The organism is Marinobacter sp. AC-23 (genome assembly GCF_001858325.1).
Classification (GTDB): domain Bacteria; phylum Pseudomonadota; class Gammaproteobacteria; order Pseudomonadales; family Oleiphilaceae; genus Marinobacter.
Genome location: NZ_MBPP01000044.1, coordinates 19,596 through 45,449 on the forward strand (window position 1 = coordinate 19,596; position 25,854 = coordinate 45,449).

28 protein-coding genes are annotated in these 25,854 nt (G+C 53.6%); 16 read left to right on the forward strand and 12 right to left on the reverse strand.

The window, feature by feature from the left end; genetic code table 11:
* Position 1: 1 nt before the first annotated feature.
* From BCA33_RS13765 to BCA33_RS13775, 3 genes are read left to right on the forward strand one after another with little or no spacing between them, the layout of a single operon-like run.
* On the forward strand, positions 2-832 hold the full coding sequence (locus tag BCA33_RS13765) for a TRAP transporter substrate-binding protein (protein ID WP_254774409.1): 831 nt from the start codon (positions 2-4) through the stop codon (positions 830-832).
* A complete protein-coding gene (locus BCA33_RS13770; protein WP_071266714.1) occupies positions 833-1,351 on the forward strand; it encodes a TRAP transporter small permease in 519 nt (172 codons plus the stop codon).
* On the forward strand, positions 1,348-2,607 hold the full coding sequence (locus tag BCA33_RS13775; RefSeq protein ID WP_071266716.1) for a TRAP transporter large permease: 1,260 nt from the start codon (positions 1,348-1,350) through the stop codon (positions 2,605-2,607). Before BCA33_RS13770 ends, BCA33_RS13775 begins: the two co-directional genes overlap by 4 nt.
* Positions 2,608-2,639: 32 nt before the next feature.
* On the opposite strand, the gene gcvA is transcribed toward BCA33_RS13775, so the two are convergent.
* Positions 2,640-3,689 (reverse strand): transcriptional regulator GcvA, encoded by a 1,050-nt coding sequence (gene gcvA, locus BCA33_RS13780; RefSeq protein WP_254774410.1) that lies wholly within the window; start codon positions 3,687-3,689, stop codon positions 2,640-2,642.
* On the opposite strand from gcvA, the gene BCA33_RS13785 reads away from it, so the two are divergent.
* The gene (locus tag BCA33_RS13785) at positions 3,688-3,867 is read left to right on the forward strand and encodes a hypothetical protein (protein WP_071266718.1); all 180 of its coding nucleotides are present in this window, start codon (positions 3,688-3,690) and stop codon (positions 3,865-3,867) included. The genes gcvA and BCA33_RS13785 overlap by 2 nt on opposite strands.
* 107 nt (positions 3,868-3,974) lie before the next feature.
* On the opposite strand, the gene BCA33_RS13790 is transcribed toward BCA33_RS13785, so the two are convergent.
* Positions 3,975-4,193, reverse strand: coding sequence for a VF530 family DNA-binding protein (locus BCA33_RS13790; protein ID WP_071266720.1), 219 nt, complete (start codon positions 4,191-4,193; stop codon positions 3,975-3,977).
* 108 nt (positions 4,194-4,301) lie between these two features.
* Positions 4,302-4,580, reverse strand: coding sequence for a YrhK family protein (locus BCA33_RS13795; protein ID WP_139173009.1), 279 nt, complete (start codon positions 4,578-4,580; stop codon positions 4,302-4,304).
* Positions 4,581-4,792: 212 nt separating this feature from the next.
* Here BCA33_RS13795 and BCA33_RS13800 point away from each other — a divergent pair, with 212 nt between their 5' ends.
* The 3 genes from BCA33_RS13800 (at position 4,793) to BCA33_RS13810 (ending at position 7,554) form a co-directional block, all read left to right on the forward strand.
* The gene (locus BCA33_RS13800; protein ID WP_071266722.1) at positions 4,793-5,530 is read left to right on the forward strand and encodes a glutathione peroxidase; all 738 of its coding nucleotides are present in this window, start codon (positions 4,793-4,795) and stop codon (positions 5,528-5,530) included.
* Positions 5,531-5,783: 253 nt separating this feature from the next.
* Positions 5,784-6,029, forward strand: coding sequence for a hypothetical protein (locus BCA33_RS13805; protein WP_071266801.1), 246 nt, complete (start codon positions 5,784-5,786; stop codon positions 6,027-6,029).
* 34 nt (positions 6,030-6,063) lie between these two features.
* Entirely contained in the window at positions 6,064-7,554 is a 1,491-nt protein-coding gene (locus BCA33_RS13810; protein ID WP_071266724.1) for a helicase HerA-like domain-containing protein, read from the forward strand.
* Positions 7,555-7,608: 54 nt separating this feature from the next.
* Here BCA33_RS13810 and BCA33_RS13815 read toward each other — a convergent pair whose 3' ends face one another.
* The 3 genes from BCA33_RS13815 to BCA33_RS22570 all read right to left on the reverse strand — a co-directional run bounded on the left by BCA33_RS13815 (position 7,609) and on the right by BCA33_RS22570 (position 10,501).
* On the reverse strand, positions 7,609-8,580 hold the full coding sequence (locus BCA33_RS13815) for an aldo/keto reductase (RefSeq protein WP_217632673.1): 972 nt from the start codon (positions 8,578-8,580) through the stop codon (positions 7,609-7,611).
* Positions 8,549-9,877, reverse strand: a complete 1,329-nt coding sequence (locus tag BCA33_RS13820) for an NTP/NDP exchange transporter (protein ID WP_071266725.1) — start codon at positions 9,875-9,877, stop codon at positions 8,549-8,551. Before BCA33_RS13820 ends, BCA33_RS13815 begins: the two co-directional genes overlap by 32 nt.
* Before the next feature lie 174 nt (positions 9,878-10,051).
* On the reverse strand, positions 10,052-10,501 hold the full coding sequence (locus BCA33_RS22570) for a YHS domain-containing (seleno)protein (RefSeq protein ID WP_302848226.1): 450 nt from the start codon (positions 10,499-10,501) through the stop codon (positions 10,052-10,054).
* Between the two features lie 229 nt (positions 10,502-10,730).
* On the opposite strand from BCA33_RS22570, the gene hmpA reads away from it, so the two are divergent.
* Positions 10,731-11,918 (forward strand): NO-inducible flavohemoprotein, encoded by a 1,188-nt coding sequence (gene hmpA / locus BCA33_RS13830; RefSeq protein WP_071266726.1) that lies wholly within the window; start codon positions 10,731-10,733, stop codon positions 11,916-11,918.
* 16 nt (positions 11,919-11,934) lie between these two features.
* Here hmpA and BCA33_RS13835 read toward each other — a convergent pair whose 3' ends face one another.
* Entirely contained in the window at positions 11,935-12,261 is a 327-nt protein-coding gene (locus BCA33_RS13835; RefSeq protein WP_071266728.1) for an antibiotic biosynthesis monooxygenase, read from the reverse strand.
* A 120-nt stretch (positions 12,262-12,381) separates the two neighbouring features.
* Complete coding sequence (locus BCA33_RS13840) at positions 12,382-13,092, reverse strand: FadR/GntR family transcriptional regulator (RefSeq protein WP_217632674.1); 711 nt, start codon at positions 13,090-13,092, stop codon at positions 12,382-12,384.
* A gap of 340 nt (positions 13,093-13,432) precedes the next feature.
* Between BCA33_RS13840 and BCA33_RS13845 the strand changes: the two genes are divergently transcribed.
* The 6 genes from BCA33_RS13845 to BCA33_RS13865 all read left to right on the forward strand — a co-directional run bounded on the left by BCA33_RS13845 (position 13,433) and on the right by BCA33_RS13865 (position 18,919).
* Complete coding sequence (locus BCA33_RS13845; RefSeq protein ID WP_083394759.1) at positions 13,433-14,155, forward strand: ribonuclease activity regulator RraA; 723 nt, start codon at positions 13,433-13,435, stop codon at positions 14,153-14,155.
* A 60-nt stretch (positions 14,156-14,215) separates the two neighbouring features.
* Positions 14,216-14,887: a tripartite tricarboxylate transporter substrate binding protein gene (locus BCA33_RS13850; protein ID WP_217632675.1), complete on the forward strand. Its 672-nt coding sequence runs from the start codon at positions 14,216-14,218 to the stop codon at positions 14,885-14,887.
* Positions 14,881-15,180, forward strand: coding sequence for a tripartite tricarboxylate transporter substrate-binding protein (locus BCA33_RS20855; protein WP_217632676.1), 300 nt, complete (start codon positions 14,881-14,883; stop codon positions 15,178-15,180). Before BCA33_RS13850 ends, BCA33_RS20855 begins: the two co-directional genes overlap by 7 nt.
* Before the next feature lie 58 nt (positions 15,181-15,238).
* Positions 15,239-15,697, forward strand: coding sequence for a tripartite tricarboxylate transporter TctB family protein (locus BCA33_RS13855; protein ID WP_071266730.1), 459 nt, complete (start codon positions 15,239-15,241; stop codon positions 15,695-15,697).
* A gap of 3 nt (positions 15,698-15,700) precedes the next feature.
* Positions 15,701-17,242, forward strand: a complete 1,542-nt coding sequence (locus tag BCA33_RS13860) for a tripartite tricarboxylate transporter permease (RefSeq protein ID WP_071266732.1) — start codon at positions 15,701-15,703, stop codon at positions 17,240-17,242.
* Between the two features lie 99 nt (positions 17,243-17,341).
* On the forward strand, positions 17,342-18,919 hold the full coding sequence (locus BCA33_RS13865) for an aldehyde dehydrogenase (NADP(+)) (RefSeq protein WP_071266734.1): 1,578 nt from the start codon (positions 17,342-17,344) through the stop codon (positions 18,917-18,919).
* Positions 18,920-18,937: 18 nt separating this feature from the next.
* On the opposite strand, the gene BCA33_RS13870 is transcribed toward BCA33_RS13865, so the two are convergent.
* Positions 18,938-19,621 carry a DUF2959 domain-containing protein gene (locus BCA33_RS13870; protein ID WP_071266736.1) on the reverse strand — a complete coding sequence of 228 codons (684 nt, stop codon included), beginning with the start codon at positions 19,619-19,621 and terminating at the stop codon, positions 18,938-18,940.
* A 221-nt stretch (positions 19,622-19,842) separates the two neighbouring features.
* Here BCA33_RS13870 and BCA33_RS13875 point away from each other — a divergent pair, with 221 nt between their 5' ends.
* Together BCA33_RS13875 and BCA33_RS13880 are read left to right on the forward strand one after the other, a co-directional pair.
* Positions 19,843-20,406 (forward strand): sigma-70 family RNA polymerase sigma factor, encoded by a 564-nt coding sequence (locus BCA33_RS13875; RefSeq protein ID WP_071266738.1) that lies wholly within the window; start codon positions 19,843-19,845, stop codon positions 20,404-20,406.
* Positions 20,403-21,116, forward strand: coding sequence for an anti-sigma factor (locus BCA33_RS13880; protein ID WP_071266740.1), 714 nt, complete (start codon positions 20,403-20,405; stop codon positions 21,114-21,116). The genes BCA33_RS13875 and BCA33_RS13880 overlap by 4 nt, the downstream gene beginning before the upstream one ends.
* A 70-nt stretch (positions 21,117-21,186) precedes the next feature.
* Here BCA33_RS13880 and BCA33_RS13885 read toward each other — a convergent pair whose 3' ends face one another.
* The 3 genes from BCA33_RS13885 to BCA33_RS13895 all read right to left on the reverse strand — a co-directional run bounded on the left by BCA33_RS13885 (position 21,187) and on the right by BCA33_RS13895 (position 25,853).
* Positions 21,187-23,211 (reverse strand): hypothetical protein, encoded by a 2,025-nt coding sequence (locus tag BCA33_RS13885; protein ID WP_071266742.1) that lies wholly within the window; start codon positions 23,209-23,211, stop codon positions 21,187-21,189.
* A 176-nt stretch (positions 23,212-23,387) separates the two neighbouring features.
* Entirely contained in the window at positions 23,388-24,209 is an 822-nt protein-coding gene (locus BCA33_RS13890) for a TSUP family transporter (RefSeq protein ID WP_071266744.1), read from the reverse strand.
* A gap of 117 nt (positions 24,210-24,326) precedes the next feature.
* A complete protein-coding gene (locus tag BCA33_RS13895; RefSeq protein ID WP_071266746.1) occupies positions 24,327-25,853 on the reverse strand; it encodes a tripartite tricarboxylate transporter permease in 1,527 nt (508 codons plus the stop codon).
* Position 25,854: the final 1 nt, after the last annotated feature.

Consider the following 25,854-nt stretch of genomic DNA (forward strand, 5'->3'; position numbering starts at 1 on the left):
TTTGGTCGCAGAGCGTACCGAGGGTGCGGTGAGCATAGAGCTGTATCCCAACGCCTCGCTGGGTGATGAGCGCACCCTGCTGGAAGGCATGCAGATTGGCACCGTCGATATGGGGGTGATCACTAACGGCCCTGTGGCGAATTTTGTTGAAGAAATGGCGGTTTTTGAGCTGCCGTTTTTGTTTCCTTCACCGCAAGCAGCATACGATGTGCTTGATGGGCCCATTGGCCAGGAACTGCTCGACAAGCTCTCCGAAGTTAACCTGAAAGGCCTGGCCTATGCCGAGCGCGGCTTTCGCAACCTGACCAACAGCGAGCGCCCGGTCAACTCACCAGAAGACATGGACGGCCTGCGCATTCGCGTGATGGAAAACCCGGTGTATGTGGATACCTTCCGTGCGTTAGGCGCCAACGCCATTCCAATGGCGTGGACCGAAGCCCTAACCGCCATGCAGCAAGGCACCATTGATGGGCAGGAAAACCCGGTGAATGTGGTTCACTCCTTTAAGCTTAACGAAACCCAGAACTACATGACCCTCTCGCGGCATACCTATGCCCCGGCCATATTCGTTATGGGTATGCCAGCCTGGTCCAAACTGCCGGAAGCCGCTCAGGAGGTGGTAACCCAAGCCGCCCAGGAAGCCGCCGAGTATGAGCGTAAAATAAACGCCGAGATGGCATCCGAGCAACTGGCCGAGCTGCGCGAAGCCGGCATGCAGATCAACGACAACCCGGATATCGAAGCCTTCCAGGCGGCCGTAGCACCGGTATACGAGCAGTACGGAAAACAGTTCGGTGATTACTTGCCGCGCATTCAGGAGGCGCTCAAGTAAGTGGGCTCAGCTACCCAATCGTTGTTGAAACCGCTAAAACGAATTGAGCGCGGGCTGGATGCAATCATCCAGCCCGCAGTCTTTGCGGCCATGGCGGCGCTGATTGGGGTGATCACCCTGCAGATTGTCTCCCGCGTGCTATTCAGCGCAGTTGGCTGGACCGAAGAGGTCGCTCGTTTTCTGCTGGTGTGGATCACCTTTTTGGCAGCCACCCTGGCTTTTCAGCGTGGCCGGCATATTGCCGTGACCTTTGCCGTGGACGCCTTACCCGTGCGCCTACGGCAAGTGGCACGCATTGCCGCCACTCTGGCGGTGTTAGCCTTCATGGTGGCCTTGGTGGTGATCGGCTATCGCTATATGCAAGTGCAAAGCTTTCAAAAATCTGCATCCCTACGGGTCTCCATGACCTACGTTTACGCCATTATTCCGTTTACCGCAGCCGTGATGAGCTGGTATGCCCTGGTTGATCTGCTAGAGCTGCTGCTGGATGGCGAACGCGTTGAGGATTCCGCCCCATGACGCTGTTACTGTTCGGGCTGTTCTTCGGGCTCATGCTGCTGGGCGTACCTATTGCCCTGGCGATAGGGGCCAGCACCATGGTCGCCCTAAGCCAGGCTGGCGTGCCGCTTATGGTGGTTACCCAGCAGATGTTTCAGGGCATCAATTCCTTTGCCCTGGTGGCTATCCCCATGTTCATTCTTGCCGGCGATCTGATGGCCCAAGGCAAGGTGAGCGAGAGGCTGGTCAACTTCGCTGACTCTCTGTTCGGCTTTCTACGGGGCGGTTTATCGCTGGTCTCCGTGATGGCGGGGATGTTCTTCGCGGCGATTTCAGGCTCGGGAGCTGCGACCACGGCAGCAGTTGGCTCAAGCCTGGTGCCAGAATTACGCAAGAAAGGCTACGATCCGGCATCTGCCGCCAGCTTGATTGCGGCAAGCGGCACCCTGGGCGTGGTGATTCCACCTTCCGTGCCCATGATTATCTATGCCGTAATTGCCCAGCAATCGGTAACCGAGCTGTTCCTGAACGGCTTTTTGCCGGGGCTGGCCATGGGGCTGGGGTTGATGGCGATTGCCATTATGCAAGCCTACAAGCGCCAGTACCCTAAAGGCACACCGCTTTCTCTAAGCACCATCTGGCGCACGCTGAAAAGCGCCAGCTGGGGATTGATGACGCCGGTAATCATTCTGGGGGGGATATTTTCGGGTATCTTCACGCCCAGTGAGGCGGCTGTGGTGGCGGTCAATTACGCGCTGCTGGTCTCGCTGTTCATTTACCGGGATCTCAAGCTGCCCGACGTGTATCGCATCCTGATTCGCTCGGCGATTACCACCTCCGTGATCATGCTGGTCATCGCCACGTCGGCGGTGCTGAGCTGGACGCTTTCCAGTTGGCAGGTGCCCGGCGCCATTGCACAAGCCGTGCTGTCTATCTCCACCAACCCTTACGTCATCATGCTGCTGGTGGTTGGAATAATCCTGCTGACCGGTGTATTCATCGAAACCGCCAGCGCCTTGATTATTCTAACGCCCGTTTTGCTGCCCCTGGTGCTTCAGCTGGGAATCGACCCCATTCACTTTGGCTTGATTATCGTGGTGGGGCTGGCGATTGGCATGATCACCCCGCCGGTGGCGATCAACCTCTATGTGGCTTCCTCAATCACACAGCTGCCACTGGAGCGCATCACCCGGGCTATCGTTCCCTACTTGCTGACATTGATCAGCGTGCTGCTGTTGATCGTGTATGTACCGATTATTGCCGGCTGGTCAGGGTGACCTCGTCTTTAGGCAGCAGGATTGACAAAGAATCAAGGCGACTCTTTTTTCTCTACGCCGTACGCGTCCGTGGCCTGCATTTCACTGATTATCCACTCTTTGAAGGCCTTCATACCCGACGTCAACGGACGGTACTTCTGATAAACCAGATAAAAAGCTTTCCGGGTATCAAGCGGAATATCGAACGGCACCACCAGGTTCCCGGAACTGATCTCCCTGGACGTCAGCGTGGGGTCTGCAAGCGCAACGCCCAGGTTTTCCTGCGCTGCAGCCGTGGTTAGTTGGCCGCTGGACAGCTGAAGGCTGTTCTGGGGCGTAACAAACTCCGCTTCGGCCAGTTGTAACCAGCTATCCCATTCCCACTTACGTGTACTCACATAGATTAAGGTGTGATAGCGCAGGTCGCTCGGAACCAGCAAAGGGTAATCTCCCTCCAAAAGCTTCGGGCTACACACAGGCACAAGCCTTACCCTCTGCAGGAAGTAAACCTCGATGTCATCCCATTCGCCGTTCCCATAGTAGACCGCCATATCCGTGTTCGTCTCATTGAAATCGAGCAACCCTAAAGAGGCGCTTATCTGCAGCTCAATATCCGGATAGATTTCTCTGAAACGAGATATGCGCGGCATCAGCCACCGAATCAGAAAATTGGGCGCTACGCTGATTCGAACCACATTGGATTCTTTACTGGCTGACAGCCTGTGAGTGGCCATTTCGATTTCATCCAAAGCATGCCTGACAGACACCAGGTACTGCTCTCCGGGCGGCGTCAGCTCCACCTTTCGCTTGCTACGGCTGAACAGACTCACTCCCAAATATTCTTCAAGTGTTCTAATTTGGTGACTTACTGCAGACGCAGTTACAGCCAACTCGTCTCCAGCGGCTACAAAGCTGCCTTTGCGAGCGGATGCTTCAAACATTCTTAATGCATTCAGCGGGGGAAGACGACGCATAAGTGTTACCACATACCATGAGGTTTTCTCATCATTGTGCTTAGAAAGGATCGCTTTTCCAAGCACAACGATCTCAGTAGCATAGATCACATAGAAATTGAGTGGTGCAACCAAGGAGAATAGCCCCATGACTACAGAGCTCTCAAATACGCCTAGCATTGTCGAAATTCACGATCTTGTGGCACGTGCTAAAAAAGAACGCAACGAGTACATCGCGAAGCAGCTGAGCTCAGCGGCGGCAAAACTCAACGCAGCATGTCGTTCAATGTTTGAGGTTGCAGCTTCCAAGCTGTCCCCGAGCCACTGATACGTTCCCATTAGGAACTCGTTTCAGGCTCAACCCTAGCCGGCTTACCCTATTATCTTTGCCCTACGTGAAAGCGTAGGGCTTTTTTATTTTCTCGGTCCAAACGTTTACACAAATGTTGATATATACAAACTTTCAACCTTGTCTCTGGCCCACTGGGTTTTACGCAAAAACTTCAACGACGACTTGATAGACGGGTCATTTTTGAAGCATTTTATGTCGATTCTTTGAGCTAACCCTTCCCAGCCGTAGTGTTCCTGCAGGCGTGTTACCACTCGCTCAAGCGTAAGCCCGTGCAATGGATTGTTCGGTTGCTCATCATTCATGCTTTTAATACACCGCTATTTATCTGCAGCACGGGGATCTGTGTGGCCCGGCTCGCAGTGGTTGGTAAATGGTTGCTTAGTAACCGCAAGGTAACGGATGCAAGCCTCCTACTCCCTTGCCCTTTTTGCAAGCAGCTCGATGTCTCCGAGCCTCAACAGGTGGCACTCCCTGATAACTTTAATGGTTGGCTTCAAGGCGAAACAGATACTGCCAACCAGGAACAGCCAAGTGGCCTCATAAGTCGTGCTCTCGTTGAAGAACAGAACACTCCCAACAATGAACTGGAACGCCGCTGCGAAATCCACCAAAGTGAACAGCACCTCATAGATGGCATAAATCCGAACGTGTTTCTGAGAGGCCGACTTTAAGTCGGGGTCGAATAACATTATCGAGCACTCCGTAAAAAGAGTTCTAAGGGCGAGTTTTGTGCATCCATAATACGCAAACTCAATGACCAACGGCTAGACGCGCATCCGCACTCCTCGGCGATATAGCTCTGTGATGTGCACTTCGAAGGTGTAGTTCAGTGTCCAGAGGGGTTTGATTACGATACAGTTTGGAAGTCCAAGAGAATCCCATCAACTCCAAGGAATTTATAATGCTAAGTTCATCGGAAGGTAAGAAGGTCCCCCAGGTTACGTTTCCCATTCGTCGTGACAACGAGTGGCAGTCGGTAACCAGCAACGAGTTATTTACCGATCAAACGGTTGTTGTGTTCGCCTTGCCGGGCGCGTTTACACCCACCTGTTCAAGCACGCATTTGCCGCGATATAACGAGCTGGCGCCGGTTTTCAAAGAGCTGGGCGTAGACCGGGTAATCTGCCTGTCGGTGAACGATCCGTTCGTCATGCAGGCATGGGCGGAAGATCAGCACGCTGACAACATCGAGTTTATTCCCGACGGCAACGGCGATTTTACCCGTGAAATCGGCATGCTGGTTAGCAAGAGCGACATAGGGTTTGGTGACCGCAGCTGGCGGTATTCGATGCTGGTCAAAAACGGCGTAATCGAGAAAATGTTCATTGAACCGGACAAGCCTGGCGACCCGTTTGAAGTATCAGATGCCGACACAATGCTTCATCACATCAAGCCAGATGTGACCTTGCCGGCACGGGTGAGCCTATTCACCAAGCCCGGCTGCCCGCACTGTACTCGCGCCAAAACGCTGCTACAGAAAAAGGGCTACAAGTATGAAGAGATAACGCTGGGCGCCGCCGGCCTGTCATACAGTACGTTGCAGGCGGTAACGGGCCGAGGTACAACCCCTCAAATATTTATCGACGGCCAACTGATTGGTGGCGCCGATGAACTCGAAGCCTTGATGGCCAATCGATAATCGTTTAGCCAAGCTAATCTGCGCCTGAACATGCCCGTTCAGGCGCACTGCTCTGATAACTCAGCCGTTACCCTTTGATACCCCATATGGGAAAATGGATTTTTCTGCTCATTATTTGCGCAACCGCATCCCCTGTGCTTGTATAAAACTGACAGGCCAGTTGGATGGCACAGCCTTTCACTCTCCTCCCGCAGCGGAGGGCCGCTATGTTCCGAGCGCTTCGGAACCACAGTTAAATGGAGTTGGCTTTGCTATGGCTTACGAAACGATTGATGGTCAAAAATACGAAAAAGAACTGTTGGATCTAGCTCGCAAACACACCACTGGGCAGGGTGAAGGTAAATTGTCCAAAGACGAAGTCGCCGACCTACTCAAATCTGCTCAGGATGGCACCAGCGTGACAGACACCGAAAAGGCTACGCTGGGGTATATTCGGAAGAATTTTGAGTTCACAGAGGCTGCTGCCAAAGATTTCGACACGGCATTCGACAAGCTGTGATTTCGGAAGGGTGGTAACAGAGGAAGTGAATCCGGTGCCGGAAAATTTGGTTTTCATAGGCAAAGGCAGTTACGTTCAAAGCCTGTTGCTAAGTCGTGCCAATCGCCATGGCCTTATCGCCGGAGCAACCGGCACCGGAAAAACGGTCACCCTGCAAATTCTTGCAGAAGGCTTTTCCGCTCAAGGTGTACCGGTGTTTATGGCCGATGTGAAAGGCGATTTGTCTGGCATTTCTCAACCAGGCACCCCAAAGCCTTTTCTTACCAAACGCGCAGCTGAGGTCGGCCTTGAACCCTATCTGTTTGCGGGCTTCCCCACGGTATTTTGGGACGTTTTTGGTAGCCAGGGCCATCCGGTGCGGGCCACCATTTCGGATATGGGCCCTCTTTTACTGTCTCGCCTGCTCGAACTCAACGATACTCAGGAAGGCGTACTCAACATCGCCTTCAAGCTCGCCGATGATCACGGCATGGCGTTGCTGGATCTCAAAGACTTGCGTGCATTAATGACCTTTGTTTCCGAGCAGTCACAGGAACTCACCGCTCTATATGGCAACGTCAGTAAAGCCTCCGTAGGCGCGATACAACGACGCTTATTGCAACTTGAGCAACAGGGGGGCGATCAATTCTTTGGCGAACCGGCTCTGGAGCTAACCGATCTGATGCGCTGCGATGCGGCTGGCCGCGGGCACATCAACTTGCTAGCGGCAGACCAACTCATCCAACGACCAAGGCTCTATGCCACCGTTCTGCTCTGGCTGCTGGCCGAGTTGTTTGAAGAGTTGCCGGAAGTCGGCGACCCTGAAAAACCCAAGCTCGTGTTCTTTTTCGACGAAGCACACCTGTTATTTGAGGACGCGCCGAAAGCCCTGCTAACAAAAGTTGAGCAGGTGGTGCGATTGATCCGCTCCAAAGGTGTAGGCGTTTATTTTGTTTCACAAAACCCCACCGATATCCCCGATAAGATACTCGGCCAGCTTGGCAATCGGGTACAGCACGCTCTCAGAGCATTTACCACCCGTGACCAAAAAGCCGTTCGCGCGGCCGCTTCAACCTTCAGGGAAAACCCCAGCCTCGATACTGAAAAGGTCATCACCGAACTCGGCATTGGCGAAGCCCTGATCTCCACCCTCGATGCCAAGGGCATGCCATCGATTGTTGACCAGACGCTGATACGGCCGCCCTCTTCACGCCTCGGGCCTGCTACGGCTGAAGAACGAAACCGCATTCTCAGCCTCAGTGAGTTTGGCCCTCGCTATGATGACGTTATTGACCGCGAATCTGCCTACGAAATACTACAAAAGCGTGCAGAGCAGGCTGCCAAAGAAGCCGAGCAGGCAACCCTTGATAAAAACCGGATTTATGAAGCCCCAGCCAGTAAAAGCAAAAAACCTGCACAAACACGACGTTCTTCACGCCAGGGAGTTTTTGAAACCATGGCAAAAAGCATTGCGCGCACAATGGGTCGTGAAATGACACGGGGTATCTTGCGCGGTGTGCTGGGGTCTCTGTTTAAAGGACGTTAACGCCGTGCAGTGTTTAAGCCAGCCGCCATTGGCTCTGCAACCATCCTGGAAAATTTACAGGCCCTCGATATGGGCAACCATGCGCTTGCGCAACGCCTCATCGGGTAGCGCGCCCATGGCGCCCCCCATATTGTCGATCATGTGGCGGGCTTTGCTGGTAGCCGGTGTGGTGGCGGTTACTACCGGATGCGAGAGTACGAACTTCAGGAAGAACTGGGCCCAGGAGTGAGCATCAAATTCTGCCGCCCAATCTGGCAGCTCCTTGCCTTTCACCTTATCCCACAGGCGGGCGCGGCCGAACGGCGCGTATATCAGCACCGCAATGCCTTTGTCTTTGGCCAGGGGCAGAATGCGCTCTTCCATGGTCAGGTTGTCGACGGCGTAATCAACGCCGATGAAATCAATGGGCTCGTTTTTCATCACCGTTTCCAGGCCCTCATATTGCTGCTGGAAGGTGGTTGTCACGCCAATGTAGCGCACCCGGCCGTCGGCCCGAAGTTCCTTTAACAGGCCAAGCTGGTTGGGAATGTCCGCCATGTTGTGGACCTGAATCAGGTCAATGGGGTTTTTGCCGATCCGTTCGAAAGAGGTTTCCACCTGGGCCCGGGCTTCTTCCAGATTGGCGGTGCGGCCACCCCAGCCGGCTACGTTCAGTTTGGTCGCCCAGAATAACTTGTCGACAATGCCCAGTTCGTTGGCGATTTGCCCGGCGACTTCCTCCGACGCCCCGTAGCTCGGGGCCGTGTCAAATACCGAACCGCCCTCTTTAACCAGCGCAGCCAGCACTTCCCGCAAGGCCTCGAAATCCTCGCTTCGGGCAGTGCTGGAGAAACTGGCGGAACTGCCCAGGCCCACGCCCGGCAGGCGCTCGCCTGTGGAAGGATGGGGCGGGTGATCAGCTCCAGTTCGCGATCTTCTGCCCACAGCATGCCAGGCCGCATAGCAAGGCTGGCGCCAACCGCCATGGCCAGTTTGAGATAGGTGCGACGGGATATCATGATGGCATTCTCCTTTCTTGTTCTGCACGGGTTAGCTCATGAGCCAGCGCCTTTTGTTTTTGGGATCGGCCAAGCCAGAAAGCCAGAGCCGCCCACATAAGGGCAAGCGGAACAGCAACAGCCGCGATGCCCGCCAGGCCCATTCCCAAACGGGCCAGAAGACCTTCTGTGTGCGCGCCCACCACATCACCAGAGCGGTAAACAAAGGTGTCGATAAACGCCTTGGCCTTGTATTTCTCCTCACGACTGGCAACGGTATACAGGGTTTCCCGGGCGGGGCGCATCAGCGAACGCTGCACGGCCCTGAAGGTGGCTTCAAACACCACCAGGGCCGCAAACGACCCCACCATCGCAAGGCCGATAAAGCCCAGCGCAGCCGTCAGCGGAAGCAGCGCCAGGGTTACCGCTACCCCAAGCCGCCTCATCAGATGGCCCGCCACCAGCGCCTGCATTACCAGAGTGGCAATTTGGGTAATCAGATCAATGCGGGCAAACAAAGTGGTGCGCAGGTCGGTGCTCTCTCCCATCGCCGCCACCATATGCAACCGGGTGAAATAGATGAAGGTAGCCATCACGGCAAGAATTACCACATAAGCGGCAATGCCCATCAGGTAGCGGGAACGGCATACCGCCCGCAGCCCCTCCCAAGCACTGCCGCCAATGCGCGCATGCTCGTCGACGGGGAGCGGGTCCTCCGGGCTTCGCCGTTGTGACGGCGAATAAGGCTGCAGGTGAATAAGAATCAGGGCGGCAACCAGCGCCAGAACCAGAAAGCCAGTTGCCACCAACAGCAGGGCCGGTGTGCCCAGGGGCTGGGCCAGGCGCCCCGCTAACCAAGGCCCGAAAATGGCGCCCAAAGTGCCTCCAACCGCAATCAAACCGAAGAACCGTTTGCCCTGATCAAACGAAAAACGATCCGCCATCAGTGCCCAAAACACCATGGTTACAAACAGGTTGAACACGCTGAACCACACGTAAAACACCTGGCCTGTGGTTACACCGATCACATTGGGTGTCAGCGTCATCAGGCCGTAGAAAACCAGCAGGCTAACACTGAAAAACAGGTAAGTAGCAGAGATGAACAGGCGCCGGGGCAAGTTACTGACCAGCCAGCCGAACACCGGGTTAACGGCCAGCGTGACCACTGCGGTGCCGATGAACAGCCAGCGCACCGTATCGATACCGCCCTGAATACCCAACGCCTCCCGGGCAGGACGCAGCACCATAAGCGCGGTCAGCACACAGAAAAAATACAACACCGCCACAAGCACCGGCAAGATTTCATGCCGGTGAAGGTTAAACATGCTTTGGAATGGGTGGCGCATAGGGAAAGATCCTGATGTCGGAGTGCAATTCAGTTCCCCGCGCTCCCGATGCACGCTGAATCAACTCGCTTACCCGTACCTGAGCATCCGCGTAGTCCTCGGCGGCATCGCCCTCATGGATATGCACTTCAAAATGTGCTTCATCCATGCCTCAGCTATTGGAAACCCGGAATTCTATTCCAGTATCTTTGGCCATTTTTCATTCGCCTGTAGAATAAAGCCTTCAGGATCTTCCAGCCATTGATCGTGCACTGATTTGCTATAATTCAGGTACAGCCGCCCATCTCTGACAGACCAGTATTTCGGATCGCCTTTGGTCAGGGTGCCCTGACTTATAGCCCAGGCACAATAACCACCGTAGGCTGGCGCGTATCGTTCCGGATCTTCTTTGAAGAGCGCAAGATTTTCGGAGTTCGCGAACCTCCAGGTAGCGCCTTTATACTCGATTGTGTGCTTGGCGGAGCCCTCGGCTGGGCCTCTGCTTCGAAATAACTTACAGCGTCGTACCCACCAACGGCAGTGTTGCCTAGCAGCCCGGTGTAAACAGGCGGCTCCGACGCCAGGGCGTTGCTGGTAAAAAGCAGCATTACAGTCACGAGAGCGAAAAGCCTGGCCATGTTGCATTCCTTCCAGTCGAGGTGTGACCAATTAGACAACACTGGTTGGATTTTGTTTCATCCGGCCCTTGCGCTTCCCTGCAGAAGCCTTGATGGCCCAGCGTTGATCGTTTAGCCATTATCATTCATTCCCCACACCCTTTCGAATGGTCGCCCCCAAAAGTCCACCTTGACTGCATCTGATATCACCCTGTAACCTTTAAAATGTATTTAACATACTCTTTAAAGGTTACCTCATGCTCTCTGAACATACTATTGCGACCGTTAAGTCAACGGTGCCACTACTGGCCGAAAACGGCCAAGCCATCACCCAAGAGTTTTATAAAAGGTTGTTTGCCAACAACCCCGACCTGCAGCACATATTCAACATGGCCAATCAGCGCAGTGGCGGCGGAGGCCAGTCATCAGCCTTGGCAGATGCCGTTTTTGCTTACGCCAAAAACATTGATCAAATTGAAGTGCTGGTACCCGCCGTACAGCGAATCGCCAGCAAGCACGCCAGCATTGGCATTGAGCCCAAGCACTATCCAATTGTAGGGGAAAACCTGATCGCAGCTATTAAAGATGTATTGCAGTTGCCAGATAACCACGAAGCACTCACCGCGTGGGAAGAAGCTTACGGCGTGCTGGCACAGATTTTTACCGATACTGAAGAAAGCATGTACAGCGAAAAGGAAGCTCAGCCAGGTGGCTGGCGCGGATTTCGCCCCTTCACCATTGATCAGATTATTGAGGCAACACCGGAAGTTAAATCGTTTTACCTCAAGCCAAACGATGGTGGCGATATTTGCGCGTATTCCGGCGGTCAGTACCTTGGCATCAAACTGACTGGAACCGGTGACAGCTATGATGAAATCCGGCAATACTCACTCTCGTCCTGGGGCACAGAGGATTATTACCGGATTTCTGTAAAGGCCGAAACTCAAGGGGCTGCCTCGCAGCAACTTCACCAATGTGTGGCTGGTGATACGGTTGAACTGAGTGCGCCTAATGGGCAATTCATGCTGAACAAAGATGCCCCGAAACACGTCTTTATTTCCGGTGGCGTTGGCATCACGCCTCTGTTCAGTATGCTCAAAGAAGCTCTGGCATCTGGCATTTCTGCCGAAAACGTCCAGTTCGTTGAATGCTGCCGCAGCGCCGAACACCAGATTTTTCACCAAGAGCTGGCAGAGCTACAAAAGTCATCTGGGCTGGATCTGCGACGTGCATTTGAGTTTGGCGAGGGTGCCGATTGGGCTGGGTACTTAACCGCGGATATTCTCGATAAGTGGCTCACCGACAAAACAGCCCATGTGTACTTCTGCGGCCCTATGCCCTTTATGTCGGCTCTTAAGGGCATACTTAACAGCATCGGGTTTACAGACGACCAACTACACTACGAAGTGTTCGGGCCAACAACTGAACTGCCTGTAACCCACTGAGGTCATAGAGAACCGGTCACGTACTGGCAACCCCAGGGGTTGGATTAACCACCCACTCGGGATTCTCAAACTCACCAAGAGGCCGGATTTCACAAAACGGCGCAGCACTGCGAATAATTTCAGCTACGTCGGGGTTGGGTTGCGCCTCCATCGAATCCCGGCTGGCTTTGCTGTCCCAGTGGGCAATGGCGATAAGCGTATTCGGATCATCGATTTTGCGATGCAACTCCGTTCCCCTCGCGCCCGGCGCACGCTGAATCAACTCGCTTGCACGCACCCAGGCATCCGCATAGTCCTCGGCGGTATAGCCTTCCCTGATGCGCACTTCAAAGATGTACTTCATACATGCCTCCGCTATCGGTTGTGGCGACGCAGTAACCAACTGTGTTCACCTTCACGTCGAAAGCCGCGCAGCCGGCTCAATCAGTACCCTTAAAGTAACACGCTAACCAAACTCACACGGCTAATCATCGGTTCCCTCAAACATCCTGATCCTGGCGCTATTCAGGTGTCTTTTCATAGCTAACTCTGCGTTCTCGGCATCGCCATCGATGATGTGTTTCAGAATCGCCTTATGCTCATCCTGAACCAATATCATGCGATTAACGTCCGTGGATTGTAATGATAGCGTCCGGGTGATGTTCATCCCTTCTTTAATATTCTCCCTTAACGATTTCATCACCGTCGAGTAATACTGGTTATTAGCCGCCTCGGCAATCGCAAGGTGAAACTCGAAATCTTCTTCGCTGGCAATGGCATGAAGCCTGTTTGCTTCATCAATTTTTTCTGCCGCTGCAACGATGCGAGCAAGCTGATCAGCTGTACGCCGCGTAGCAGCGAGACCCGCGGCGCTGCCTTCCAGATCGGTGCGAAACTCAAAACACCGCTGAATACCGGAAATACTGGAAATCTTGGAGAATGAAAGGACCGCATCATCCGGGCGCTTAATGACGAAACTACCTGACCCTCGCCGTGACACAATCAGGTTGTCTTCTTTTAGTCGGGTTAACGCCTCCCTCAACACAGGTCGGGAAACACTGTACTTTTCGCAAAGCTTCGCCTCACTAGGAAGCTTCTCGTTCGCCGGATACTCGCCACTAATGATTGCCACCAGAATTTTCTGGTAAGCCACTGAAGAGAGCGACCGACTGATTTCTTGTTTTTGCATCTGCATAGTTATACAACCAAAAACAGGGTGAAAAATGCCAAAATAGACAACTTTTAACAGCTCTAATGACCAATATGGCGAACAAATCATTTACACAGCGACTATGAAATCTTCGTTCACAGTATGTTTATCATCGCTAAACGAGCGGAAACATCGCCGAACTTTATCATTTTAAAGCATTTTTCCGCAAGACAATTTCCTGCAGGCCGCTTCTCTGAAACGCCCTTCTATCGACTACGGTCTAATAGAATATTACAAAATCAACCAAGTTGTAAAAAGTTGTTTGATTTGTAAAATTTCATATCGTACAGTCAGGGTGTGTTCCATTCAGTCAAGGTAGATATGCATGACAACAAGTACTAACAATATGCAGGCAAGTCAGAAGGTTATTGACGATCTGCGTCGCGTGTCGACAGCAACTCTGCACACAGCGCTGTTCAAAAGAGGTTTGCGCAACACCTACATCCAGGGTGTCAGCCTCATCAACAACCAAAACCTGAAGATGGTCGGCCAGGCATTCACCCTGCGCTACATCCCGGCTCGTGAAGACGTTGATACCGTTGCGGCATTCAAAAGCCCTGAGCACCCTCAGCGCCTTGCCGTTGAAACCGTCCCGGAAGGTATGGTGTTGGTTTCTGACTGTCGTCAGGACGCAACAGCTGCTTCTGCAGGGAGCATCCTTCTCACTCGATTGGAAGTTCGCAAATGTGCAGGTTTTGTTTCCGATGCGGGCATCAGAGATTTCAACGACGCATCTAAAATGAACATGCCGATTTTTTGCGCCAAACCAAGCGCCCCAACCAACCTCACCAAGCACCACGCCGTAGACATACAAGTACCGATCGGTTGTGGCGGCGTCATGGTTAATCCGGGTGATGTATTGGTAGGCGATGGTGACGGCATCATCGTTATCCCCCTGGAAATTGCACCGGAAATTTCCGAAGAAGCACTAGCAATGGAACTCTTCGAGGATTTTGTGCTGAATAAAGTTCGGGCGGGAAGCAAAGTCATTGGGCTGTACCCTCCCAACGCGGAAACTCTGGAGGAGTACAACAACCAAAAGGCATAGTGGGCATCAGACCCGTGAGGTGAACACAATAATCACAATCAAACAAAAAGAGACATAATCATGATCTTAAAAAGATTGAAGAACCAACTCCTTTGCGTCATTGGCGCTTGCCTGCTCACCTCAACCGTCGCGGCGGCTGAGTATCCTTCCCGTGATATTCGCCTCATCGTACCCTGGCCAGCCGGCGGTGGCGCCGACGCCATATCCCGAAAGCTCGGCAGTATTGCAGAGCAGAAAATGCCGGTTTCAATTTACATTGAAAATATCGCCGGTGCCGTGACCGCTTCCGGTTTGATGCAGATGTCTCGTGCTCGCCCCGACGGCCACACCATCGGTGTGCTGACCTACGACAGCGTGATCACGCTTCCGCGCGGCAAAATGGTTCCAGGCTATTCGCTTGACAACATGACGCCGATTGCTCGAATCACAAGCGAAGCCGACGCGGTAGTGGTGTCGGAACAGTCTGGCTTTACCAGTTTCGAGCAACTGATTGAAGCTGCCAAAGCAGAACCAAATACCGTACGCGTGGGCGTTGCGCCCAGAGGGTCAGGGCCTTTTCTTGCCGTACGTCGCCTTGAGAAACAGGCTGGGGTCAAGTTTAACGTTATCACCTACCCTGGATCGTCAAGCGCTGAGGCCGAAGCTCTGCTGTCCGGTGAATTGGATGCAGCGATTTCAAGCCTGGGTGATTTTAGCGGGGTCATAGAGTCTGGCGATGTGAAAGCTTGGTAGAGCTGTCATCGATACAGAACCCATCGTTTCCAAGTGTTTCACCCATTAGCACTCTAGGCTATGACTTGGAGACCGGAAGCTTCATCTTGCTGGCCGCTCCGAAGAATACGCCGAAAGAAGTGATCGCTTCGCTTGAAACGTCGTTCAAAGATGCTTTTGATAGCGAAGAGTTTCAAACCTGGGTATCGGGTGTAGGTGTAACGCCAAACTGGTTAGGCGTTAATGATGTGCAGGAATGGATCAATACCCTGCAATCTGAAACGTTCAAAGTTATGGACGAACTCGATCTATAACGATGCGGCGCGCCCCCCTGCAACGCTGACAGGGGGATGATACCCAGAGGTGCTTGATATGCTTTATTTTTATAAAAAAATCATCTTTCAGTTTTTAATATTTATTGTTTCTGTCGGATATCTCGTCACTGCCATTAACATCGGAAGCCCAGTGCTGAACGGGGGGCTTCAACCATCTTTTTTTCCTCTGATCATAGGCTCACTTGCAGTGATGTTCAGTGGAATACTCCTATTTAAAGAATGGGTTCTTGTAAAAAGAAGAGCGGCAGATGCAGGTGATGAAAGCAAGCCATATGCTGCTCCAATCATTGTTTGCCTCATCTTTATTTACATTATTGCCTTTTCAACTATCGGATATTTCATCCCCTCAGTGCTTTTTGTTTTTTCAATGATGTTGATGTTTTCATCAAAAGAAAAATTTGTTCAAAAAGCCATAATTTCAATAGTGATAGTTGCGCTTGGGCATCTCATATTCGAACTACTTTTCGGAGTTAGACTCCCGACCTTGAGGGGTTAACTTATGGAATTCATTATACTTGTAGTCACCAGCTTCAAAACGCTGCTCGATCCTCTGGTACTGACCTACGTAATAGCAGGTTTTATAATCGGTACTGTTTTTTCCGCCATTCCAGGGTTGACCGCAACATTGGCGCTGGCGTTGTTATTACCTCTGACATACAGCCTGGATGTCACCACAGCGTTGATGGCTTGCGCCAGTATTTATATGGCGGGCATGTGTGGCGGCAGCATTACAGCGACCACCATAAATATCCCTGGGGCGCCCTCATCAATGATGACAGCCCTCGATGGCTATCCAATGCAACAACAGGGCAAAGGAGCCTTGGCACTGGGGCACGCTGCCATTGGCTCGATGGTTGGTGGGGCTTTAGGTGCCATGTTGCTGATTGGCCTCGCGCCATTCATTGCCGAGGCATCGTTGCTGGTACAAACCACCGGTAAATTTTCGTTATTGGCGTTTGCTGTGATCGTTATCGTCATCGCGCAACGCGGCAAGATGATTAAAGCTGCCATGGCGGCATGCATCGGTTTAATGCTGGCAACCATAGGCCTGGATGCGATGGAGCCCGTTACCCGCTTCACCTTCGGGTTCAGCGACCTCACGGCAGGCATAGATCTGATGCCGGTGATTATTGGCACCTTTGCGATCAGTGAAATATTGATACAAGTCGGGGCCAAAAAAGAGGCTCGCCAAACTACAGAAGCGATGAGCAAGGTAAAAATCAGACGTCGCGATTTCATCCCGCCGTTAGCAGACATTCGTAAAATTGGCGTTGTCTGTTACGTCAAATCGTCGTTGATTGGCTACTTTGTGGGAACGCTACCCGGAGCAGGTGGATCGATGGGCAGCTTTCTGGCCTACGTTGAAACGGTACGCACCTCCTCAAACCCTGACAGCTATGGCAAGGGCAATCCAAAAGGGATTGCGGCATCCGAAAGTGCCAACAATGCCGTGTGCGGTGGCGCCTTGGTACCGATGCTGACGTTCGGCATCCCTGGCGATCCAATTACCGCAATCATGCTCGGAGTACTCGTGATTAACGGTATTCAGCCGGGCCCTCAGCTGATGGCAGGGCAAGCTGATCTGATTGCGCCGGTGCTTGCCTCACTTTTATTCAGCGCTGTGATATTGATTCCTTTAACGCTGTTTTTGCTAGGCCCCTACTTCATCAAAATTGTCGCAATCCGCAAGGACGTACTCTATGGGTCTATTGCCCTTCTTGCCGTGGTAGGCAGCTACGTGGCTACGTATTCAACCTTTCAAATGATGATGGCGCTGGCGCTGGGTGTACTGGCGTACTACATGAGAAAGAATGATTTCCCGATCATCACCATGCTACTTGGATTCATTCTCGGCCCTAACCTGGAAGAGTTTCTACGCCGCTCGCTAGCCCTTTCCAATGGCAACCCGATGACATTCTTTACCAGCCTCGACAGCTTGTTCTTCGTCGTTCTCACACTCGTTTTTGTTTACTTTCTTGCGATTAAAAAACCGCTCAAGCAGCCAGCCAGTAAAGCTCAGAGCTCTGAAGAAGTTATTTAACCAGCTCTTTTCGGCGACTCCAGGCCGCCGGGCAGGGCTAATTTTCGATACGCCAGGATCTAATCCTTTTTCTGTTATGTGCAATGTAGGAGCAAAAATATGCAACCTAAAGGTCAGCAACTAATCGGCCAAGACGCTTTTTTCGCAACCGGAGCTGCGATCCACGCGATCAACCCCGCCACCGGTGAGCAACTTGATCCGGGTTATGCAAGCGGCAGCTCGGCCGAGGTCGAACGCGCATGCGGGCTAGCTGAGTCGGCAAGTCTCGAATTTCGAACATTATCACCGCAACTACGTGCTGAATTTCTGGACACTATTGCAGACCAGATCGAGGCGATCGGCGATGAACTGATCGAGCGCGGTATGCTCGAATCCGGCCTTCCTCGCGCACGTTTAGAAGGCGAGCGGGGCCGGACTTGTGGCCAGTTGCGTCTGTTCGCATCCGTGGTGCGTGCAGGCGAATGGCTCGATGTTCGTATCGATCCGGCCCTACCCGAGCGCAAACCTCTACCCAGAGTTGACCTGCGCCAGCAACATATTGCCCTGGGGCCTGTTGTGGTGTTTGGCGCCAGCAACTTCCCGCTAGCATTCAGCGTCGCCGGTGGTGACACCGCTTCGGCCCTGGCTGCGGGCTGCCCGGTTATTGTCAAAGCACACTCTGCTCATCCCGGCACCTCCGAGCTTGTAGGGCGCGCGGTGCAGGCTGCGGCCAAGCAATGCAAGATGCCCGAAGGGGTGTTTTCGCTGCTGTTTGGTTCCGGCAACGACATCGGCCAGGCGTTGGTATCGGACCCGCGAGTAAAGGCAGTCGGCTTTACCGGCTCACGCCGCGGTGGCATGGCCTTGATGGCAACAGCCCAGGCTCGCCCTCAGCCGATTCCTGTTTATGCTGAAATGAGCAGCATCAACCCGGTATATCTGCTCCCCGAAGCGCTCGAGACACGAAGCCAGGCACTGGCTGAAGGCTTTATCGGCTCTCTGGCAATGGGCGCGGGCCAGTTCTGCACCAGCCCGGGTCTGGTCATTGCGGTTCGCAGCCAGGCGCTTGATGATTTTGTATCAGCGGCGTCCAAGGCGATCACCGCCGTTGCAGCTCAGACCATGCTGACACCGGGAATCCACAGCGCATATCAGCAGGGCGTCAAAGCGCTGTCTGAGAACGCCGGCGTTCGCTCGCTGGGTAATGGCGTGGAAAGCGAAGCTCCAAATCAATGCCAGGCCGCTCTGTTCACCACCTCTGCCGAAGCATTTATCAACGATCACAACCTCCAGGACGAGGTGTTCGGATCCAGCTCTGTGGTGATCGAATGCGACGATATGGCACAACTCAAGCGTGTTACAGAAAAACTCGAAGGGCAGCTAACGGCCACCATTCAGATGGAAGAGGCTGATACTGAACAGGCCAGGTCATTGCTGCCTACGCTGGAAGAAAAGGCAGGCAGGATACTGGTAAATGGCTGGCCGACCGGTGTTGAGGTGTGCCATGCGATGGTGCACGGAGGGCCGTTCCCGGCAACGTCAGACTCGCGCTCTACCTCCGTCGGAAGCAGTGCTATCCACCGCTTCTTACGCCCGGTTTGCTACCAAAACCTCCCTCAGGCGCTGTTGCCTGAAGCGCTCCGCGATGGAAACCCACTGAAGGTTTCTCAGCTAGTGGATGGCAAGCGAATCGTTTAAAAGCACTTGCACTGAGGCTTATTCCGTTCGGAAGCGCTTAATAAACGCTTCCGATTCGGCAATCGATTGTTCCATATTCCGAATCAAGGCATCCACATCCTGACGAATTTGCCCCAACTCGCCTTCAAGCGAGCCAATCGCCTGCGCGTTGAGATTATGCTTGAGGAACAGCACCTGATCCTCAAAGGCTTGCAAAACCGGGTCCATACGCTCTTCTGCTTTGTGCATCCGGTCAATCAGCTGACTGTACTGCTCGCGGGTTTCATTCAGCTTACGCTCACTGCTCTGGCGCAAAGACGTACTTTTGTATCGATCAAGCTCGTCTTCCCACTCTTCAAACAATGCGCCGGACACTTCTTCCACCGCATCAATCCGGTCGCGCACCTCTTCGGCGATGGACTCACTGTCTGAATAGGCGTCATTGATTTTCTCATACCGCTCTTTAAGCTCGGTGTCGGGCGAACTCACCACACTTTGGAAGCGTTCCAGCGCTGATCGGAAGGTTTCCTGGGCCTCATTTTGAGCATCCCGGGCATCGCCAACACGATCAACCAGAATCTCCCGTTTCTCGATACCCAGTTTTTCCATGGTGTCGTAGTACAGTGAGCTACATCCGCCAATGATCAGCAAAATGGACATCAGCAACCCCGTGCTGATACGGCGCCCGGCGCGCGCTTTGGAATTCTGATTTATGTTGGACATTGCAGTCCCTCCCCAAGATGAATAACAGCCTGATTTAAAGTGTTTAGCTCTAGTCCAAACCAACATTATATGCTTTTGGTGCCTCCGATCACGCCGGTAAAACGTATTATCCAACACGAATTGCATAACGCGCCAAAGTCACTAACAATCGGGCATGATTCAGCCGTATTGCAGAGCAAAGCTACGGCGATAACATCATAAAACAACTTGGCGGAGACAATGTGTCAATAACGACGGATGCGTTTGATTATGAGGCCTGTTTACACGCCTGTGCCAACCAAAGCAAGGAGGCATTGCGAGAGCTCTACCTCGAAGAGAGCGGCCGCCTGATGGGTGTTGTTTTTAATATTGTGAAGGACCGTGCCACTGCGGAGGACCTGATACACGACGTCTTTTTGAGAATCTGGCAGAAAGCACATACGTTCGATGCATCCCGTGGCAACTCACGAAGCTGGATTTACTCGATTGCACGGCACCTGGCCCTTGATTTTATTAGGTTTTCAAAACGGCAAGTGACTCAAAGTGAGGTCATCGAAGATATTCCCGATGCTCGTGACGGTGATTGGTGCGAGCGCATTAATTCAACGCATTGGGGTAGTACGAGCAACAACCGGGTGCAGGACTGCATTATGGAACTGGAACCTGAGCGCAGGTCATGTATTTACCATGCGTACGTTAACGGTTACTCCCAAAGTGAGATCAGTGACCTTCTCGGCGCCCCTTTGGGCAGTGTGAAATCCTGGATAAAGCGCAGCCTGCTGTCGTTACGGGAGTGCCTCGGATGAAAACCAGTGATCATGAATCTCCGTATGAGCTTGCCGGTCAGTATGTACTGGGCACACTGCCAGAGGCAGAACGTCGAGCTGTTATTGAACGCCTGAAGACAGATCAGGAGCTGGCGGAGTTGGTTGCCTATTGGGAAGAGAGGCTGGTGCCGCTATGCGATGTTGTTGACCCCATGCCGTTGCCAGACAGCGTGTGGGCGCGCATCAGCAATAGCGCCCAAGCTGAGGCCCTCGCCGCCGCGCACGACAAACAACCGCAACTGCCGCTCCTGAAAACCTGGTGGCACAACCTGCCTCTGTGGCGTGGCCTGACAGCCGCAGGCTTTGCCACGGCGTTGCTGCTTGGCGTAGCGCTCTCAGGCCAGCCGCAACAGCCTTCTTATCTGGTGGTACTGGCGACGCCAGAGGGGCACTCACCGGGATGGGTGGTGCAAGCCAGCAATCACCAGACACTAACCCTGAAGGCGTTGGGCACCTATGAAGTGCCGCAGGGTAAATCTCTCGAGTTCTGGACCAAGGCGGATGACTGGAGCGCACCTGTGTCGCTGGGGCTGGTCAAGCCCGGCCAGACCTTAAGCATCAATGTGGATAAGCTGCCGCCGCTGGAGCAAAACCAGCTGTTCGAGATCACCCTGGAAGACGAAGCCGGTTCGCCGATTGGTAAACCAACCGGCCCGATCGAATACATCGGACGGGCAATTCCGATCTAGGAAACCCGAGAATATCCAGCCACAAAAAAGCCCGGGCATCGCCCGGGCTTCCTGTATTACCCGCGTCGCTTTATTCCGGCATCAATACAATCGATTCCGGCGCAGTCGCTGCAACAATGTCGCTCGGAGCGGCGTTGTTAACCAGAGACGCATCTGTCAGGAAGTTTCTCCATATTTGGATCTGGCCATTAATTTTCTCAGCCACATACAAGTCCTGTCCATCAAACGCGATATCAACGGGATTACCCAGCCCGGTCACATCAGTGCCGTCACCAGTATTGGCAATTCGTTTACCAACGTTGGTCACACCGTTAGCGGTTGATGCCATCAAAATGGTTTCCAATGCACCGTCATTGTCAGCGCCACCCGCCCCGACATCTGCCAGAATTAACGTATCAGAAGCCTGATCGTAGCGAATACCATGGATGTTTGTGGGGGCGGAAAACGCTGTTCCACCGACAGCCGGAGTAATAGTCCGGTCTGGCCCACTCGCACCCATGTCCTGGGAGAAGTCGTCATACGCGGCAACTGTGCCATTGGTCAGTGCGACATAAAGCGTATCACCGGATGGATCATAATCACTTTCCCATGGCGCCACGCCGCCAGTGCTGACAACAACCGGGGTTGCATTACCGCTGGCGCACGCACTGAACACCAGCATTTCGGCGCCGCCATTTTCGGCGACAATCATCAGGCCGAGATCATCTGCAAGCTCAATACCCTTGGGCGACATTAGGCGAGTATTCGCACCGGTGATGGTACGGTCCTGGTTGGCATCAAAGCCATCACGTGCACCGAGTGCACCAATAACTGCAATGCCGCTATTGGCCGTGGTGCCATCATCAAAGGTGATGTAGGCATTGCCATCGCGGTCAAGCGTGACATTCTCAATGCTTCCCAGGCCGGTATCGAATGCCAGCTGGGGCGCTGCAGCCAGCGTGCGGGCGTTAGTGAACAGTTGGCCGGACGTTGCCGAACCCGTTGCCGGATTGCTAGTCGTCAGTACCTGGTATGCCGTCGCAGGGTCAACAATATCGGTCACACCGGGAGCCGGATCAGCATCCGGTACAACAGCCAGTGATTCAGGCGCTGGCGTGTCCAGAACCAGATCCGCCGCAACATCACCACCAGCCCGGCTGAAAATGTTCTGGTAGACAAGAATCGCGCCGCCGCCATTGGCTTTCTCAGCAATACGCACATCCGTGCCGTCCAACTGCAGGTCAACCGGGTTACCGAGACGCGTGTTGGGGCCTTTAAAGGTTGTGGCCGCTGTAACTTCACCATCTGCCACACTGGCATCGTTGATCACATAGAGTTTGCCGTCGTCAGCTGAGCTGGCCACACCTACATCGCCTATGACCAACCTGTCACTCTCGGCATCGTAATCAATACCGTGCATGTTGACCGACGCTTCGCCGTCACCATCAACCACGGAGAACGTGCGGTTTGCACCGCCAACACCGCGATCTGCAGAAAAGGCATCGAAAACCGCAATCGTGCCATCCACCTGGGCAACAAACAGCCGATCGGAAGCATCATCGTAAACCAGGTCCCAGGCATTGGCCGTGAGCGCAACTGTTGCTACCGGCCCAACATTTCCAGCAGCCGCTGCACCCATCAGCAATAAAGTGCTGGCGCCGTTGTTAGCCACCACAACAAGACCGTCGCTGGCGATCGTGGCGATACCTTTGGGGTTGGCGAATGTGGTGTTGGCGCCGGTAATCTCATAACTTGCGTCACCGCTCATCCGCGTCGCCGCGCTGCAAGCTGTTACCAGGTTGCCGGTACTTCCAAGATCACCAGCCTGAACCAGGCTGCCGGCCTGATTGATCAGCACACCCTCGTTCGCGCCAGTGGTGTAAGTATTCTGCAGCCCAAGGTCCTCATCACGGACCCGGACGTTATTGTCCGATGCACTGTTACTCGCCACAAAAATGGTCGCAGGTGCAAATTCTGGCGGCCCATCTATGACCACGTCATCGTTATCATTGTCGGAACCACAACCTGAAAGCCCAACCAGAATGCCGGATACAGACGGCGCAAGAAGTGTTTTTTTAGGCCATTTTCCATGTTCTGAAAAGTTATTAGGTTTCATAGCGTCATCCTCAAATTTTGGTTATTGACCCTCCCAAAGTAACTCTGTTGGCGCAGGCCTCAGGATGACTACTCAACAACTCCGAAATTGGAGGCAGTATTTTTCAAAAAAGTTTGAAAGCTATCGAAGGCTGGGACCTATCGAAGGCTGCAACCTACCGGTGCACCCTAATGCCGTTAAAGCAACACGCTGACCATACCCACACTGCTGACAATCAACAGCACTATTCCCAGCAGGCGGAAAAACACCGGTGTTTCGGCTTTCATAATGCGCTCATGAAAGCGTAGCCCGATCACATGCCCTGCGGCGGCGCAGGGTAGCAACCACAGGTGGTGAATCAGTTGCAGGTCCAGCCCCACCCAAATGAACGCTGCCAGCTTGATCAACACCAGAATGAACCAAAGGCCGAACAGCGTATCGCGCAGTTTCTCCCGCGCAACATGCTGCGCCGCAACCGCAATAATCAGCGGAGCGCCTATCAGCGAGGTGCCGCTGATGTAACCACCTGCCATCAACAGGGCCACATCCACGGTTTTACTGTTGCTGCGAAACGGCCGATTAATGATGTACGACACCGAGTAAATTGCGACGATCACAAAAATAATCGCACTCAACACATTTGCTGGCAGCGTAAACAACCCAAACACGCCAATCAGCTTGGGCACCAGCATAATGCGCAGCATTCGCCACAGGTAGGGCCAGTCAACCGTGCTCTCCGTCGCTTTTACGGCAGCATCCGGCCCAAACCCGGTTAATTTCTGGCTGCCCTTACCACCTTTACCGTTGTGGCTGCGGTTGTTCATCCAAATGGTCAGCGATGAAAACACCAGCAGGTGCACCGCGATGATGGGCAGAAATACCAGCGGGTCGTCTTTCACCAGCAGCAGGAATGGCAGCGACAGCACCGCCCCGCCAAAGCCCAGGCCAGAACGTACAAACCCACTCCAGATGAAAATGAGCGCAACCAGGCCATACTGAATTAGTGAAAGATCTGACATAACATCCTGAGTAGTATGAAAATTTCAGCCCGAGTATAACGGTTTTCCATAAAAAACACCGGGCAAAGCCCGGTGCGTTATCCCTTACCTATCCGCCAAAACGGTGTGCCAAGGCGTTTAATCGCTCACTGGCCCCTCCTTGATGGCGGAGCGCATGCGCCGGCGTAGCAAGGGCCCGAACAGCGGTGGCAACACCAGGCCCAGGCCGGCTACCAGCCACAAACCAATGGCCAAGGGGCTTGACCAAAGCGTTGTCCAGTCGCCGTCAGACAGTATCAGCGCATGGCCCAGGTTTTTCTCCATTTCTGGCCCCAACAGCAGGCCCAGAATAATGGGCACCATGGGAATTTCCAGTTTGCGCAGAATGAACCCGCCAACCCCAAAGACAATCATGAAATACAGATCAAAGGTGCTGTGGCTGATGGAGTAAATGCCCACAAACGCCACCATGGTCACAATTGGCAGCAGGTACATCGGCGGCACAGATAACAGCCTTACAAACACTCCAATCATCGGAATGTTCAGCACCAACAGCAATACGTTACCAATCAACAGCGCGGCGATCACACCCCACACAATGTCGGCGTTCTGGGTGAACATCAGCGGCCCTGGCGTTATGTTCAGGGAAATCAACATAGCCAGCAACACCGCTGTGGTGCCGCTACCCGGCACACCCAAGGTTAACATTGGCACCAAGGCGCCAGACGCCGCACCGTTATTGCCCGCCTCCGGCGCCACTACGCCACGAATGTCGCCTTCGCCAAAGCGGCCTTTTTTGCCCAGCACCGATTTTTCCAGGGTGTAGCTTATAAAGCTGCCCAAAGACGCACCGGCACCCGGCAGCACACCGGCAATAAAGCCCAGCACACCACCACGCAGCTGGGTGGGAATTGTCGACACAATCTCTTTAAAGCTCAGTGTTAGCTTGCCCACTTTCACTTTGCTGCGGCCTTTGCCCATACGCGCTTCTACAAAAAACAGAAGCTCGGATATGGCAAACAGACCCACAATCGCCAAAATGAAGTCGATGCCCTCATACAGCTCCAGCACACCGCCGGTGTAGCGTTGGGTGCCGGTGGATATGTCGATACCCACGGTAGAGATCATAATGCCCAGTGTTGCGGCGATTACCGTCTTCATCGGGTTTTTGCCGGTTATACCGCCGAGCGTGGCGAACGCGAGCAAAAACAGCGCGAAGTATTCCGCCGGCCCAAAGGTCAGCGCAAAGCGCGCCAGCACCGGAGCCAGCATGATCAGGCCTATGGTACCGATCAGACTGCCCGCGAAGGACGCAATCGCTGAAATAGCCAACGCATCTGCGGCACGGCCTTGTTGTGCCATGGGATAGCCGTCCAGGCAGGTCATCATGGCCGGCTCGTCGCCCGGAATATTCAGCAAAATCGACGAAATCCGGCCGCCGTACATAGCGCCGGCGTAAACCGAAGTGAGCAGAATCATCGCGGTTTCAGGCGGCAGCCCCAAGGTGAAGGCCAACGGAATCAGAATGGCAACGCCATTCGCCGGGCCCAGGCCTGGCAGGCAGCCAATCAAGGTGCCCACAAAGGCACCAAATAGCGCAAACATCAGGTTGTACGGTGTCAACGCCACCGCAAACCCATCCATCAGAAAGCCAATGGTTTCCATG